The sequence below is a fragment of the Streptomyces sp. NPDC017676 genome, from assembly GCF_044329325.1.
Classification (GTDB): Bacteria; Actinomycetota; Actinomycetes; order Streptomycetales; family Streptomycetaceae; genus Streptomyces.
This window is the reverse complement of sequence record NZ_JBIRJA010000011.1, coordinates 120546-133798: the sequence shown is the minus strand read 5'-3', so window position 1 is coordinate 133798 and position 13253 is coordinate 120546. Positions and strand designations below refer to the sequence as shown.

15 protein-coding genes and 3 tRNA genes are annotated in these 13253 nt (G+C 71.0%); 6 read left to right on the top strand and 12 right to left on the bottom strand.

Going from position 1 to position 13253, the window contains the following annotated elements; translation table 11 throughout:
* Positions 1-117: 117 nt before the first annotated feature.
* The 5 genes from ACH4LD_RS24690 to ACH4LD_RS24670 all read right to left on the bottom strand — a co-directional run bounded on the left by ACH4LD_RS24690 (position 118) and on the right by ACH4LD_RS24670 (position 1623).
* Positions 118-546, bottom strand: a complete 429-nt coding sequence (locus tag ACH4LD_RS24690; RefSeq protein ID WP_103812776.1) for a MaoC family dehydratase — start codon at positions 544-546, stop codon at positions 118-120.
* 7 nt (positions 547-553) lie between these two features.
* A complete protein-coding gene (locus ACH4LD_RS24685; protein WP_103812775.1) occupies positions 554-1006 on the bottom strand; it encodes a MaoC family dehydratase N-terminal domain-containing protein in 453 nt (150 codons plus the stop codon).
* A gap of 170 nt (positions 1007-1176) precedes the next feature.
* Positions 1177-1341: a 50S ribosomal protein L33 gene (gene rpmG / locus ACH4LD_RS24680; protein ID WP_003948671.1), complete on the bottom strand. Its 165-nt coding sequence runs from the start codon at positions 1339-1341 to the stop codon at positions 1177-1179.
* A 90-nt stretch (positions 1342-1431) separates the two neighbouring features.
* Positions 1432-1504 (bottom strand) — tRNA-Met (locus tag ACH4LD_RS24675).
* Positions 1505-1550: 46 nt separating this feature from the next.
* Positions 1551-1623 (bottom strand) — tRNA-Thr (locus tag ACH4LD_RS24670).
* A 475-nt stretch (positions 1624-2098) separates the two neighbouring features.
* On the opposite strand from ACH4LD_RS24670, the gene ACH4LD_RS24665 reads away from it, so the two are divergent.
* Positions 2099-3385: an amidohydrolase family protein gene (locus tag ACH4LD_RS24665; protein ID WP_398056514.1), complete on the top strand. Its 1287-nt coding sequence runs from the start codon at positions 2099-2101 to the stop codon at positions 3383-3385.
* A 144-nt stretch (positions 3386-3529) separates the two neighbouring features.
* Positions 3530-4186, top strand: coding sequence for an NAD(P)H-binding protein (locus ACH4LD_RS24660; RefSeq protein WP_398056515.1), 657 nt, complete (start codon positions 3530-3532; stop codon positions 4184-4186).
* 104 nt (positions 4187-4290) lie between these two features.
* On the opposite strand, the gene ACH4LD_RS24655 is transcribed toward ACH4LD_RS24660, so the two are convergent.
* From ACH4LD_RS24655 to ACH4LD_RS24640, 4 genes are all read right to left on the bottom strand, one after another.
* Positions 4291-4503 carry a hypothetical protein gene (locus tag ACH4LD_RS24655; protein WP_132786986.1) on the bottom strand — a complete coding sequence of 71 codons (213 nt, stop codon included), beginning with the start codon at positions 4501-4503 and terminating at the stop codon, positions 4291-4293.
* A 60-nt stretch (positions 4504-4563) separates the two neighbouring features.
* The gene (locus ACH4LD_RS24650) at positions 4564-4788 is read right to left on the bottom strand and encodes a hypothetical protein (RefSeq protein WP_030641125.1); all 225 of its coding nucleotides are present in this window, start codon (positions 4786-4788) and stop codon (positions 4564-4566) included.
* Between the two features lie 44 nt (positions 4789-4832).
* Positions 4833-5189: a DUF6233 domain-containing protein gene (locus tag ACH4LD_RS24645; RefSeq protein WP_398056516.1), complete on the bottom strand. Its 357-nt coding sequence runs from the start codon at positions 5187-5189 to the stop codon at positions 4833-4835.
* Between the two features lie 130 nt (positions 5190-5319).
* A tRNA-Tyr gene (locus ACH4LD_RS24640) sits at positions 5320-5401 on the bottom strand.
* Positions 5402-5628: 227 nt separating this feature from the next.
* Here ACH4LD_RS24640 and ACH4LD_RS24635 point away from each other — a divergent pair.
* Positions 5629-6117, top strand: a complete 489-nt coding sequence (locus tag ACH4LD_RS24635; protein WP_398056517.1) for a YajQ family cyclic di-GMP-binding protein — start codon at positions 5629-5631, stop codon at positions 6115-6117.
* Between the two features lie 159 nt (positions 6118-6276).
* On the opposite strand, the gene ACH4LD_RS24630 is transcribed toward ACH4LD_RS24635, so the two are convergent.
* Entirely contained in the window at positions 6277-6543 is a 267-nt protein-coding gene (locus ACH4LD_RS24630; protein WP_014674331.1) for a GlsB/YeaQ/YmgE family stress response membrane protein, read from the bottom strand.
* A gap of 158 nt (positions 6544-6701) precedes the next feature.
* On the opposite strand from ACH4LD_RS24630, the gene ACH4LD_RS24625 reads away from it, so the two are divergent.
* Both ACH4LD_RS24625 and ACH4LD_RS24620 read left to right on the top strand, forming a co-directional pair.
* Positions 6702-7955, top strand: coding sequence for an APC family permease (locus ACH4LD_RS24625; protein WP_398056518.1), 1254 nt, complete (start codon positions 6702-6704; stop codon positions 7953-7955).
* Positions 7956-8168: 213 nt separating this feature from the next.
* On the top strand, positions 8169-8570 hold the full coding sequence (locus ACH4LD_RS24620; protein ID WP_103812768.1) for a YccF domain-containing protein: 402 nt from the start codon (positions 8169-8171) through the stop codon (positions 8568-8570).
* 687 nt (positions 8571-9257) lie between these two features.
* On the opposite strand, the gene ACH4LD_RS24615 is transcribed toward ACH4LD_RS24620, so the two are convergent.
* Positions 9258-9758 carry a hypothetical protein gene (locus ACH4LD_RS24615; RefSeq protein ID WP_398056519.1) on the bottom strand — a complete coding sequence of 167 codons (501 nt, stop codon included), beginning with the start codon at positions 9756-9758 and terminating at the stop codon, positions 9258-9260.
* Between the two features lie 367 nt (positions 9759-10125).
* Between ACH4LD_RS24615 and ACH4LD_RS24610 the strand changes: the two genes are divergently transcribed.
* Positions 10126-12717, top strand: a complete 2592-nt coding sequence (locus ACH4LD_RS24610) for an ATP-binding protein (protein ID WP_398056520.1) — start codon at positions 10126-10128, stop codon at positions 12715-12717.
* A gap of 23 nt (positions 12718-12740) precedes the next feature.
* On the opposite strand, the gene ACH4LD_RS24605 is transcribed toward ACH4LD_RS24610, so the two are convergent.
* The gene (locus tag ACH4LD_RS24605) at positions 12741-13196 is read right to left on the bottom strand and encodes a hypothetical protein (RefSeq protein WP_398056521.1); all 456 of its coding nucleotides are present in this window, start codon (positions 13194-13196) and stop codon (positions 12741-12743) included.
* Positions 13197-13253 lie beyond the last annotated feature (57 nt).

The following is a 13253-nucleotide window of genomic DNA, read 5'->3' as shown; positions in this document are numbered from 1 at the left end:
CTTCGTCAAGGACGTCGATGAGGTGTGCCCTGGGACGGCATGCGCAGGGGCGCCCCCCCACGGGAGGACGCCCCTCACACGCACCGCTCGGGCCGTTGCCCGCACCTGCTCGGACCGTCAGGCGAGCCGTACGACCGCCCGGGACATGCCCAGCACCTTCTGGCCGGCGCTCATCGCCGTCAGGTCCACCCGTACCGTGTTGTCGTCCAGCTTGGCCGCGACCTTGCCGCTGACCTCGATCAGGGCGCCCTGGTCGTCGTTCGGGACGACGACGGGCTTGGTGAAGCGGACGCCGTACTCCACGACCGCACCCGGGTCGCCGGTCCAGTCGGTGACCACGCGGATCGCCTCGGCCATGGTGAACATGCCGTGCGCGATGACGTCCGGCAGGCCCACCTCCTTGGCGAACTTCTCGTTCCAGTGGATCGGGTTGAAGTCCCCGGAGGCGCCCGCGTAGCGCACGAGGGTGGCGCGGGTCACGGGGAAGGTCTGCGCCGGCAGCTCGGTGCCGACCTCGACCTCGTCGTAGGCGATCTTCGCCGTCATCGGGTCCTCACGCCTCCTCGGCCGCGCGGGCCACGAGCTTGGTCCAGGCGGTCACGACGCGCTCGCCGGCCTCGTCGTGCACCTCACCGCGGATGTCCAGGATGTCGTTGCCCGCGAGGGACTTGATCGCCTCGATCGTGGAGGTGACCGTGAGCCGGTCCCCGGCGCGCACCGGGCGCGCGTAGGCGAACTTCTGGTCGCCGTGCACCACGCGGCTGTAGTCCAGCCCCAGCTGCGGGTCCTCGACGACCTGGCCGGCCGCGCGGAACGTGATGGAGAACACGAAGGTCGGCGGGGCGATCACATCGGAGTAGCCGAACGCCTTGGCGGCCTCGGGGTCCGTGTACACCGGGTTGGTCTCGCCCACCGCCTCGGCGAACTCGCGGATCTTCTCCCGGCCCACCTCATAGGGCGCGGTGGGCGGATAGGTCCGTCCCACGAAGGACTGGTCGAGCGCCATGGCCCGGCACCTCCTGATGTCTGCTGTGCTGGCCCCAAATTAGCCGGAAACCTGCCGCGGAACGCGCACGGGGGCGGCGCGGCGGACGGGCACGACGGACTGGGTGCCGAACCGGGGAAACGCCGTGAGGCCGCCCCCTCGGAAGGGGACGGCCTCACGGACGAGCCTGATTATCGCGTTTCGCGGTGCGCGGTGTGCGCGTTGCAACGCGGGCAGTGCTTCTTCATCTCAAGACGGTCCGGGTTGTTACGCCGGTTCTTCTTGGTGATGTAGTTCCGCTCCTTGCACTCCACGCAGGCCAGCGTGATCTTCGGGCGGACGTCGGTGGCAGCCACGTGAGTGCTCCTAAGACGAACGGGTGGACTGGTTCAACGCAAGAAAGAGTAGCCGATCGAAGGACCGACCCCGCAATCGGCTACTGTCAGTAGCGGTGACCGGACTTGAACCGGTGACACAGCGATTATGAGCCGCTTGCTCTACCGACTGAGCTACACCGCTTTGATGCGATCGGGTCCCGCCTCGCGACGGGAACCTCTCACACCAGAGCCCCAATACGGAATCGAACCGTAGACCTTCTCCTTACCATGGAGACGCTCTGCCGACTGAGCTATTGGGGCGAGCGATGAAGACATTACACGGTCCGCCGCCGTTCACCCAAATCCGTATCCCGCCGCCCGCCGGAACCCTCCCCACAGCCCGCTCGGCAGCCCCTTGAGCCCCGGGAGGCAGCCCCTTCAGCCCATGGAGGTGCGGCGCGACCGCCGGTGACGCGCGCGTGCGGGTGTGCGGGCGTGTGTCGCGCGGGACCGCTGTGCACCCGCTGTGTGCCCGCCCGCGCGGGTGAGCGACCGGGACCCGCCGAGGCGTCGCCACCGACACACCTGCGCGCCCGCGCCGGCCAGCCCGCACACGCGCGCGTGGGCTACGTGTGTGCCGCCTGGGCGGACCACGCCGGTACGACTATTGCGCTCCTGCGCGTCCCACGCGGTTCGTCGCCCTAGGCTCGACTCACTCTGCGTGATCTTGGGGCGGTGGACGGCCCCGATTCCTCCACGCCGCCCCACCCGCCCCCCGGCCCCACCCTGGAGCGCGATGCCCGACAGCCAGCCGCAGCCGCAACCGCCGTCGAACTCGTCGGGGTCCTCCGGACCGTCCGACCAGGCCGCGCTCCTGCTCTGCGGGGCGCGGCTCACCGACGGCCGAACGGTGGACGTACGGCTGGGCGGCGGACGCATCGAGGCCGTGGGCACCGCCGGCAGTCTCGCGCCGGGCCCGGCCCGGACGAGCGCCGCGCGCGTGGAGACGAGCACCGCGCGCGTGGACCTGAGCGGCTACCTGCTCCTGCCGGCGCCGGCCGAACCGCACGCCCATGGCGACACCGCCCTGTCCGCCGAACGCCCCGGCCCCGCGTCGTACGCCCCCGAGGACGTCCAGCGCCGGGCCACGGAGGCGGCCCTGCTCCAGCTCGGGCACGGCGCGACGGCGGTACGCGCGCACGTGCGCGTGGGCGACGTCCAGGGGCTCGGCGCGCTGGGCGCGGTCCTCCAGGCGCGGCGGTCGTTGCGGGGGCTGGCGGAGCTGACGGCGGTGGCGATGCCACGGCTGCTGACCGGGGTGGCCGGGGCCGACGGGCTCGCGATGCTGCGGGACGCGGTGAAGATGGGCGCCGGTGTGGTGGGCGGCTGCCCGGACCTGGACCCCGATCCCACCGGCTATGTGGAGACGGTCCTGGAGGTGGCCTCCGAACACGGCTGCCCCGTGGACCTCCACACGGACGCCGCCGACCCGGCCCGGCTCTCCCGGCTCGCGGCCATGGCGGGGGGCCTGCGCCCCGGCGTGACGATCGGACCGTGCGCCGGTCTCGCGCGCCTGTCCACCGAGGCCGCCTCCCGCGTCGCCGACCAGCTCGCGGCGGCCGGGGTGACGGTCGTGTGCCTGCCCCAGGGCGGCTGCGGCGGCGCCGACCGGCGGGGCGCGGCGCCGGTACGGCTGCTGCGCGCGGCCGGGGTGCGGGTGGCGGCCGGCAGCGGTGCCCTGCGCGACGTGTCGAACCCCGTCGGCCGCGGCGACCCGCTGGAGGCCGCCTACCTCCTCGCCTCCGCCCACGGCCTGCGCCCCGAGGACGCCTACGACGCCGTGTGCGCCTCGGCACGCGCGGTGCTGGGCCTGCCGGAGGTCCGCGTCGAAGCGGGCTTCCCGGCCGAACTGCTGGCCGTACGCGGCGACCACCTCCCCGGCGCGCTGTCCCTGGCCTACAGCCGGATCGTCGTCCACCGCGGCCGAGTGGTGGCCCGCACGAGCGCGGTCCGCGAGTACTGCAACACAGCGGCGACAGCGGAACTGGGCCTGCCGCGCCAGGGGCGGGGGGAGCTGTCGTGAGCGGCCGGCGCGGGTGCGCGCTGGCGTTCGCGGGGGCCGGTGGAGGGAGCGGGCGCCCGGGACGCGAGCGCGTGTGCGGGGTGCTCAGGACGCGGCGGTCAACTCGTGCGGCGGATGCGGCTCTCCGGGCGTACGGTCGGTTGCATGCGCATTGTCATCGCTGGTGGTCATGGTCAGATCGCGCTGCGGCTGGAGCGTGTGCTCTCCGCGCGCGGGGACGAGGTCGCGGGCATCATCCGCAAACCCGAGCAGGGCGACGATCTGCGCGCGGCCGGTGCCGAACCGGTCCTGCTCGACCTTGAGTCCGCCTCGGTCGAGGAGGTCGCGGCGCACCTTCAGGGCGCGGACGCGGCGGTGTTCGCGGCCGGCGCGGGCCCGGGCAGCGGCGCGGCCCGCAAGGACACGGTGGACCGGGGCGCGGCGGTGCTGTTCGCGGACGCGGCCGTACGCGCGCGCGTGCGCCGCTTCGTGGTGGTGTCCTCGATGGGCGCGGATCCCGCGCACCAGGGGGACGACGTCTTCGACGTGTACCTGCGTGCCAAGGGCGAGGCCGACGCCTACGTCACCCGGCAGGAGGCGCTGGACTGGACGATCCTGCGCCCGGGCGCGCTGACGGACGACGCGGGCACCGGCCTGGTCCGGCTGGAGGCGCACACGGGGCGCGGCTCGATCCCCCGGGACGACGTGGCGGCCATCCTCGCGGAACTGGTGGACACGCCGGCGACGGCCGGTCTCACGCTGGAGCTGATCAGCGGTTCGACGCCGGTGTCGGTGGCGGTGAAGTCGGTGGCCGGGAACTGAGCCGGGCCTCGGGCCGTTGACCGGTCGAGACCGCCTCGCCCTCCCCGCACGCCCGCTGACGAGCCGTAGAAACCCCCGCCCGCGCGCTGCCGGTCCGTCAGGGCTCAGAACAGCGGCAGTTGCCCGGGAAATTCGGGCACGGCGTAACCGTCCAAGGACGGTTGCACCGCCCCGAGTTGCGCCGGCCGACGCGACCCGGCGCAGGAGACGAGTTCCCCGTTCTCCCGCGCCCCGGGCGGGTCGTGCCGTGCGAATCGGCCCGCGACGACGGCGATGTCGCGGTGGCACACGGGACAGGTTCTGCGTCGGGAGGACATGCCGTCAGTGTGCCCGAGCGGGCGGTGGACGCACTCTCCCGGTCGACGGCGGTGGCGTGCTCAGGTCCGGGTCTCCGCCTCCCACCGGTCGGGGCCCACTCCGCGCCAGTCGATCAGCGGTGAGTCGGCCACCTCCTCCGGTTCGATCTCCAGCCCCGCCCGGCGGAGGAACTCCACCAGGTCCCGCACGTTGTGCGCGAGGCCGAGGATCTCGCCGTCCACCCGTACCCGGCGACCGCCGGTCGGGGACGGCAGGTGCACGATGATGGGACGTTTCCCGGCCATGGCTCCAGCATCATCCGGACCGGCCGGGCCCGCACCCGGGCCGGTCATTCGAGAATCCCCAGCGCGGTGTCCGGTCGGCACAGCGGGCACGCGGGAACTCCTTCTTCGGTGAGGGCGCGCACCGCCTGCTGCCGGCCGACGCCTCTGGCCCGCCCGCCGCCGGCACCCGTACAGCCGCCGACGTGGACGTACACCGCGCTCCGGCCGTTGGGACCGCGCTCGATGACCCACTCCGCGGCGGACTTCCGGGCGCCGAGGCGGCGCCGCCGTTCGGCCTCCCGGCGTTCCTCGTCGGCGATCCACCGGTCCATCAGCGCAAGCTGCCTGGCGGCCTGGTGTTCGACGACGCGGCGGGCGAAGCGCAGCATGTCGAGACGCGTCAGCGGACGGTCCTCGTTCACACGTTCGATTCTAGTGAGGTACGGGGCCGGAGCGCGACCAGCGGGTACCCCCGTCCTGCCGACGACACCCGGAGACAACGACGAAGGCCCCGTGATCTGCTCTCGCAGATCACGGGGCCTCGCTCCCGTGTGGCGGCGCCAGGATTCGAACCTGGGAAGGCTGAGCCGGCAGATTTACAGTCTGCTCCCTTTGGCCGCTCGGGCACACCGCCGGGTAGTGCTGCCGTTTCGAACCCGCCTTCGGCGGTGTTCCCCGGCAACGACGTAAACAATACCCGATGCCCGGGGGTGCTCCGCCACCCGATTGATCTCCACCCGGCGCAGCGCGGGGTGGCTAGGCTGGTGCGGATGCGGCCCGGTACTCCACCGGGCCCGGCGGTCGCCGCCGCGCACGCCGGCACGCACCCGATACGCACCCCGATACAAGGAGCCACAGGACATGGCCGACTCCAGTTTCGACATCGTCTCGAAGGTCGAGCGGCAGGAGGTCGACAACGCCCTCAACCAGGCCGCCAAGGAGATCTCGCAGCGCTACGACTTCAAGGGCGTGGGGGCCGCGATCTCGTGGTCCGGTGACAAGATCCTCATGGAGGCGAACTCCGAGGACCGGGTGAAGGCTGTCCTCGACGTCTTCCAGTCGAAGCTCATCAAGCGCGGCATCTCGCTGAAGGCGCTGGAAGCGGGCGAGCCGCAGCTCTCCGGCAAGGAGTACAAGATCTTCGCGTCGATCCAGGAGGGCATCTCCCAGGAGAACGCGAAGAAGGTGGCGAAGATCATTCGCGACGAGGGCCCCAAGGGCGTGAAGGCCCAGGTCCAGGGCGACGAGCTGCGCGTCAGCTCCAAGAGCCGCGACGACCTCCAGACCGTCATCGCCCTCCTGAAGGGCAAGGACTTCGACTTCGCGCTGCAGTTCGTGAACTACCGGTAAGAAGCAGCAAGCAAGAGAGAAGGGTGGGCACCCCGCGCCACGCGGTGCGGATCCGTGCGGTGCGGTGCCCACCTTCGCGTCTGCCGCGCCTTGCGGGGGGCGGCGCCCCGACTGCTGCCGCCCCTTGACTGCTGCCGCGCCCCGGCTGCTGCCGGGCACTCAGTCGCGTGAGTTGCCGAACAGGATCCGGTAGACGATCAGCAGCACCAGCGAGCCGCCGACGGCCGCGGCCCAGGTGGCGCCGTCGTAGAAGTGCTTGCTGATGGGGTGGTCCAGCCAGCGGGCCGATATCCAGCCCCCGATGAACGCGCCCGCGATGCCGATGAGGGTCGTACCGATGAAGCCGCCGGGGTCGCGTCCCGGCAGCAGGACCTTGGCGATGGCTCCGGCCAGCAGTCCCAGGATGATCCAACCGATGATGCTCATGCCGTGAACCTGCCCTTCCGCGCTGTGTCCGCGCTGTCGGTTCCCTGGGAGTCCTCGCTCCCGGACCCGCGGCGCGTCGCGCGCGTGTTCGTGCCGTGTCGATGAGGAGGACGCCACGGATCCACCCGCCGGTTGCCGCGATCAGTAGGGTGCGGCGCATGACACGTACGGACGCCGGGCTGCGCCGGACTCTGGGCGTGCGGGACGCCGTGGTCGTCGGCCTCGGCTCGATGATCGGCGCCGGCGTCTTCGCCGCTCTGGGGCCGGCCGCGCGGGCGGCCGGGTCCGGGCTGCTGCCCGGCCTCGCTCTCGCCGCCGTGGTGGCCTACTGCAACGCCACGTCCTCGGCCCGGCTCGCCGCCCGCTACCCGGCCTCCGGCGGGACGTACGTGTACGGCAGGGAGCGGCTGGGCGGTTTCTGGGGATACCTGGCCGGCTGGGCGTTCGTGGTCGGCAAGACGGCCTCCTGCGCGGCCATGGCGCTCACCGTGGGTGCGTACGCGTGGCCGGGGCAGGCGCACGCGGTGGCGGTCGCGGCGGTGGTGGCCCTGACCGCCGTCAACTACGGCGGAATCCAGAAATCCGCGTGGCTGACGCGGGCGATCGTCGCCGTCGTCCTGGCCGTTCTCGCGGCCGTGGTCGTGGTGTGCCTGGCCTCCGGGCAGGCCGACGCGGGGCGGCTGGACGTCGGGCTGTCGACGGGTTCCGACGGGGTGCTCCAGGCGGCTGGACTGCTGTTCTTCGCGTTCGCGGGATACGCCCGGATCGCCACCCTCGGGGAGGAGGTGCGCGATCCGGCGCGCACGATCCCCAGGGCGATCCCGCTGGCCCTGGGAATCGTGCTGACGGTCTACGCGTGCGTGGCCGTCGCCGTGCTCGCCGTCCTCGGCGCGGGCCGGCTCGGTCAGGCGACGGCGCCGCTGGCCGACGCGGTCCGGGCGGCCGGGGTGCCCGGGCTCGTGCCCGTGGTGCGGACCGGAGCCGCGGTCGCCGCGCTGGGCTCCCTGCTCGCGCTCATCCTGGGTGTCTCGCGTACGACGCTCGCCATGGCCCGGGACGGGCACCTGCCGGGCGCGCTGGCGGCCGTGCACCCGCGCTTCCGGGTGCCCCACCGGGCGGAACTGGCCGTGGGCGTGGTGGTCGCCGTGCTGGCCGCGACGGTGGACGTGCGCGGCGCGATCGGCTTCTCGTCCTTCGGCGTGCTGGCCTACTACGGCGTCGCCAACGCCTCGGCCTGGACGCTGAGCGCGGCCCCGCGCTCGCGGATGGTGCCCGCGATGGGCCTGCTCGGCTGCGCCACGCTGGCGTTCGCGCTGCCCCCGGCCTCGGTGGCCGTCGGCGCGGGCGTCCTCGCGGTGGGCGGGGTGGCCTACGGCGTACGACGGTGGTGGGCGGGGCGGCACCCGGGGTGACGTACGCCGGTGTGCGCCCCATCGGCTCGGGGCGCCGCCAGGGGCCGCGCCGCCGGCGCCCGAGGACCGGCCGGAGCGCGCGCCGCCGCCCCCTTCGAGAGCGCTCCGTCAAGGGCCCTCGACAAGGGGCAGTCCACTTCCTCCTGGGCGCGTGATCCGCTGATACTTGCGGTAGCGGGCAAGCCGATCGAGCTGCCTGGAGAGGTACCGGTCATGAAGGTGTTCAACCTGCTGCTCAACATCCTGTGGCTCGTCTTCTGCGGGCTCTGGATGGCGATCGGTTACCTGGTCGCCGCGCTGATCTGCTTCGTCCTGATCGTCACCATCCCGTTCGGTATCGCGTCGCTGCGTATCGCGGGGTTCGTGCTCTGGCCGTTCGGCCGCACCACCGTGCAGCGGCCTGGCGCCGGGGCGCCGTCGTGCGTCGGCAATGTCGTCTGGCTCGTCTTCGCGGGCTGGTGGCTCGCGCTGGCCCACCTGATCACGAGCATCCCCCTGTTCCTGTCGATCATCGGAATTCCCTTCGGCTGGGCGAACCTGAAGCTCATTCCCATCTCGCTCATGCCGCTGGGACAGGAGGTCGTGCCCACGGACGAGGCATTCGGCGGACGCTGAACCCGGCCCCTCATTGCCTGGTTCTCCGTTACCGCGGCCAACTGGAATCAGCCCGAACAGTGTCCGACAATGGGTGCATGTGGTGGATTTGTTCGGCCCGCACGAGTTCACAGAGCACTGAGCGCCGCTTCACGGTGTTCGCGCTCGGTCTTCTTCTGACCAGCACTGCCGGGTTAGGCACGGCGGAAACCGCTTCGGCGGAAACCCCGGCGCCCGCCCCTACGTATTCCCACCAGTCGGACCGTGGTTGCGACGAGGTGTGGGGGGACGGCGGCTGTGACACCCAGGGCGATCACGGGTGAATGTCGTTCCAGTTGTCGACGAGGTTCACGGACGGCGGATGTGGAGGCTTCGGCACCTGAACGAGAAAAGGCACGTAGACTACTTCGCCGTGCCTGAACTCCGCCTTCCAGGAGTTCCGGTAGCACACGACATCGTTCGGGTTGCCCCGCGTCGCATAGCACCGAGTGGCCGTATTCGCTGGTGAGCCACTTGCTTCACCTGTCGCGACCCCCCATGCGCCCAGCGTCGTACAGCAGGTCGCCGCCACTGCAAGAAGGCCTCTGCGTAAGGCTGCTTTCTGCATTTTCATCACCGTGAGAGTTGCGAGCACAAGGAGCACCGCGAGGCGGGAACACGACAGTCCGGCGGCCAGGGAACTGACACCCGGCCGCCGAACCCTCAAGTTCAGCCGTTGTTGTTGTTATTGTTGTTGTTCCCGCCTCCGCCATTATTGTTGTTATTGTTGTTGTTTCCACCTCCGCCGTTGTTGTTGTTATTGTTGTTGTTGTTGTTCGCGCCTCCGCCGTTGTTGTTGTTGTTATTGTTGTTGTTCCCGCCCCGGCCGTTGTTGTTGTTATTGTTGTTGTTGTTCGCGCCTCCGCCGTTGTTGTTGTTATTGTTGTTGTTGTTCGCACCTCCGCCGTTGTTATTGTTGTTGTTATTGTTGTTGTTCCCGCCCCGGCCGTTGTTGTTATTATTATTATTGTTGTTGTGGTGGTGGTGGCCGCCTCGGCTGTTGTTGTTGTTATTGTTGTTGTTGTTCCCGCCGTTATCGCTCGGCGCCATCGCGTGGATTCCGGTGGGTGCCGGGGCGGCGAACGCGCTCGACGGCACCAGGGTGCCTCCCGCAGCCAGAGCTGCCGATGCGGCTATCAGGGCCGCGCGCTTGGCGTACTTCTTCGCCATGATGTTTCCCTTCCGCGGGCATGGACGTCACAGATCGCAGTCCATTTCGAGGGTGAAAGGCATCTGCCGATGGCAATGCCCTGTCAGACCGGTTCCCGGGAGTTTCAGGTGCTGCATGCACTGCCAGAGTCATTCGGGAGGCACAGGCAGGGCACCCGGGTCTGACACTCTCCGGTCAGCATGCCCAGCCGCGGTCGGCGGGCGCATCGGGTGAGCACCCCAAGTTCCGCCCGTGACACCCCACGTCGCACCCCGGCACGCCCCACATGCCGCCTCGGCAGCCCGCAGCAAGACCCCACCGGTCCGGGGGTCTTGATCGGTCTGGATCTTTTGCGCGGCTCCGGCCACGGGGGGAAACTGACTGGTGATGGACCTTCTAGAGCGAGAGGCCGTGCTCCAGGACCTCACCGGTCACCTGAAGGCAGCCGTGAGCGGCCCTGGACGTCTGGCGCTTGTCCGCGGCGAGGCCGGCGTCGGCAAGACCGCTGTCGTCCACCGTCTCGCCCAACTCGCCGATCCCCAGGTCCGGGTCGTGATCGGCGCCTGCGACCCGCTCGCCACACCCCGTCCCCTGGGCCCACTGCTGGACTTGGCTCCGCGCCTGGGCCGGGAAGCGCGCACCGCCCTGACGGGCACACTGACCGGCAGCAGCCGTTCCGACGAGGTCTACGACTGCCTGCTCGCCGACCTGAGCGCCTACCCCAGCCTGCTGGTCGTCGAGGACATCCACTGGGCCGATCAGGCCACGATGGACCTGCTGCGGTACCTGGCCCGACGCCTGCCGAACGTTCCGGCGCTGGTTCTGGCCACGTACCGCGACGACGAGATCGGCCGCACCCACGGTCTGACCGCCCTCCTCGGCACCCTGGCCGGCTACCCGTGGGTGTACCGCCACGATCTGGCCCCCTTGAGCCACGAGGCCGTCGCCCGACTGGCCACAGGACGCACCGTGGACACCGAGCAGCTGTACCGCCTCTCCGCCGGCAACCCCTTCATCGTCGCCGAGATCCTGGCAGCGCCCGCCGAACCCATCCCGGCCACGGTGCGTGAGGCCGTCGCCGGACGCCTGGCGGGCCTGTCGGGCGCGGCGCGCCGGGTGGTCGACGTCCTGGCCGTCCTGGGGGTCCGGGTTCCGCTGCCCCTGCTGGCCGGCATCCTGCCGACCCCGGAGGAGGCTCTCGACGAGGCCGCGGCCTGCGGAATAGTGCGCACCCACGGGCAGGTGACGGAGTTCCGCCATGAGCTGACCCGGCTGGCGGTGCTGGAGGCCGTGCCCGCCGCCTACCGTCTGCGGGTCCACCGGCAGGTGCTGGCGGCGATGCGGTCCGGCCCGGTGGCCGCGGAGGATCTGCCGTTGCTGGCGGATCATGCCGACGGCGCCGGGGACCCGGCCGCCGTGTTGGAGTACGCGCCCGCAGCGGCCGTCCGTGCCGCCGCGCTGGGCGCGCACCGGGAAGCCGCCGCCCAGTACGCCCGTGCCCTGCGGTACGCCGACCGCCTGCCGCCCGAGCAGCACATCTCTCTGCTGGAGGGCCATTCCCAGGCCTGTCTGCTGTCCAGCCAGCTCGACGAGGGGACAGCTTCGTGCCGTACGGCGGTGAGGCTGCGCCGTGCGCTCGGCGACCGGTTGCGTGAAGGCGATGACCTGCGCCGGCTGTCATGCTGGCTGTGGCCGGCCGGCCAGACCGCCGAGGCAAGGCGGACCGGCCTGGACGCGGTGCGGGTACTCGAAGAGCTGACCCCGGGCCGGGAGTTGGCGCGGGCCTACCTGAACCTCTGTCAGCTGGCCTGCTACGCGCATGAGGGCGTGGCGGTGGTCGCCGCCCACGCCGAGAAGGCGATCGCTCTGGTTGAGCGCTCCGGCGATGCGGGCGTGCTCGTCCAGGCGCGCTTCCATACCGCGGCGGCACGCCTGCTGAGCGACGGGCGCGGCTGGGAGGACTGCGAGCAGGCGGTGTCGGACGCGAGAGGGCGGGACCTCTCGCTGGACACGGGTTTCCTGACGCTCGTCATGTGCTGGCTGGCCGCGTTGCGGCGGGACGCCACCCGGTCGGCCGCGGCCGTGGGCCGGGCGGAGACCTACTGCCTCGATCGCGGCCTGCCGGCCTATCTGCTGTGCGCGAGGGCCTGGGGCAGTTGGGGGCTGCTCCACCGGGGCCTGTGGCCGCAGGCCGCCGATGTCTCGGAGAAGGTCCTGTCCCACCCCGGCTCGCCACCGGTCGCCCGGGCCATGGCGTTGACCGTGCTCGGCCTGGTACGGGCTCGCCAGGGCAGGCCCGAGGTGTGGCCGCTGCTGGACCAGGCGGCGAGCCTGGTCGATCCGGGCTGCCTGCTGGACACGGGCCTGGGGTGGGAGGCCCGGGTCGAGGCGGCCTGGCTGGCCGGTGATCAGGAGCAGGTCCAGGCCGATGGCCGGCGCGGTCTGGCCGCGCTGGCGGACCGTACCCATCCCTGGCTGTCCGGTCCGCTGGCCTGTTGGATCCGCCGTGCCGGTGGACAGCCGCCGCGGGTCCCGGCGGCCGGACCGTACGCGCTGGAACTGGCCGGCGACTGGGCCGGCGCCGCGGCCCGATGGGAGCGGCTCGGCTGTCCGTACGACGCCGCGCTGGCCCGTCTGTCCGGTGACGCGCCCGCGCTGCGTCAGGCCCTGTCCGCCTTCGAGGCCCTCGGCGCCCGGCCGGCCGTGGCCCGCACCCGCTCTGTGATGCGCGACCGGGGTGTCCGCCCGGTCCGGCGAGGCCCGCGGCCGGCCACCCGCGCCAATCCGTACCGGCTCACCAACCGGGAGATGGACGTCCTGAAACTGCTGGACGAGGGTCTTTCGGACGCCGAGATCGCCGCCCGCCTCTACATCAGCCCGAAGACCGCGGGGCACCACGTGGGCGCCGTACTGACGAAACTCGACGTCCACACCCGCCACGAAGCCGCCCGCAAGCTGCACCATCCCGAGCGCGGATAGGGCTGCGCGACGGATTCGTCAGCTCAACTGAATTTGCAGTTGATGTTCTGGCTGCCGGTGAAGGTGTTGTTCCCCTGTGCGGCCTGGCCCGTCGGGTAACAGATCTGCAGGAGTGGCGGAATGCCCAGAACGGAGAGAAGCCCCCCGCCGCCTTGCGCCTGGGGCCCAGCGAGAATGTTGTTGTTGTTGGTGTTGGTATTCGTGTTCCTATCCCCGTTGTTGTTGTTATTATTGTTGTTGTTCACCCCTCCGGCATTATTGTTATTATTGTTGTTGGTGTTGTTACGAGTCGTCGTGTTCGTCGTGCTCTGTGTGTCGGTGCCTCCCAGCGCTCCGCGGTAGGGGGCCTGGAGCAGTGACGTGACGCCCAGGCGTGGCAGGAGTCCCCCGTCGCCCTGAGCCTGTGCGCCGGCGGCGCTGAAGAGCACCACCGTGATCGCGGCGGTACTGATCGCGGCGAACCGCTTGGTGAGCTTCACTCGGCCAACCTTTCGTCGTCCCTGGTGCCGATCCTCAGAGCACAGGATGACGACGGC

Excerpts from the sequence above, each read along its gene's own strand:
- ACH4LD_RS24610 (WP_398056520.1), top strand. The coding sequence starts at position 10,126 with ATGGACCTTCTAGAGCGAGAGGCCGTGCTCCAGGACCTCACCGGTCAC.
- ACH4LD_RS24635 (WP_398056517.1), top strand. The coding sequence starts at position 5,629 with ATGGCCGACTCCAGTTTCGACATCGTCTCGAAGGTCGAGCGGCAGGAG.
- ACH4LD_RS24625 (WP_398056518.1), top strand. The coding sequence starts at position 6,702 with ATGACACGTACGGACGCCGGGCTGCGCCGGACTCTGGGCGTGCGGGAC.
- ACH4LD_RS24620 (WP_103812768.1), top strand. The coding sequence starts at position 8,169 with ATGAAGGTGTTCAACCTGCTGCTCAACATCCTGTGGCTCGTCTTCTGC.
- ACH4LD_RS24655 (WP_132786986.1), bottom strand. The coding sequence starts at position 4,503 with ATGTCCTCCCGACGCAGAACCTGTCCCGTGTGCCACCGCGACATCGCC.
- ACH4LD_RS24630 (WP_014674331.1), bottom strand. The coding sequence starts at position 6,543 with ATGAGCATCATCGGTTGGATCATCCTGGGACTGCTGGCCGGAGCCATC.
- ACH4LD_RS24650 (WP_030641125.1), bottom strand. The coding sequence starts at position 4,788 with ATGGCCGGGAAACGTCCCATCATCGTGCACCTGCCGTCCCCGACCGGC.
- ACH4LD_RS24615 (WP_398056519.1), bottom strand. The coding sequence starts at position 9,758 with ATGGCGAAGAAGTACGCCAAGCGCGCGGCCCTGATAGCCGCATCGGCA.
- ACH4LD_RS24685 (WP_103812775.1), bottom strand. The coding sequence starts at position 1,006 with ATGGCGCTCGACCAGTCCTTCGTGGGACGGACCTATCCGCCCACCGCG.
- ACH4LD_RS24690 (WP_103812776.1), bottom strand. The coding sequence starts at position 546 with ATGACGGCGAAGATCGCCTACGACGAGGTCGAGGTCGGCACCGAGCTG.
- ACH4LD_RS24665 (WP_398056514.1), top strand. The coding sequence starts at position 2,099 with ATGCCCGACAGCCAGCCGCAGCCGCAACCGCCGTCGAACTCGTCGGGG.
- ACH4LD_RS24660 (WP_398056515.1), top strand. The coding sequence starts at position 3,530 with ATGCGCATTGTCATCGCTGGTGGTCATGGTCAGATCGCGCTGCGGCTG.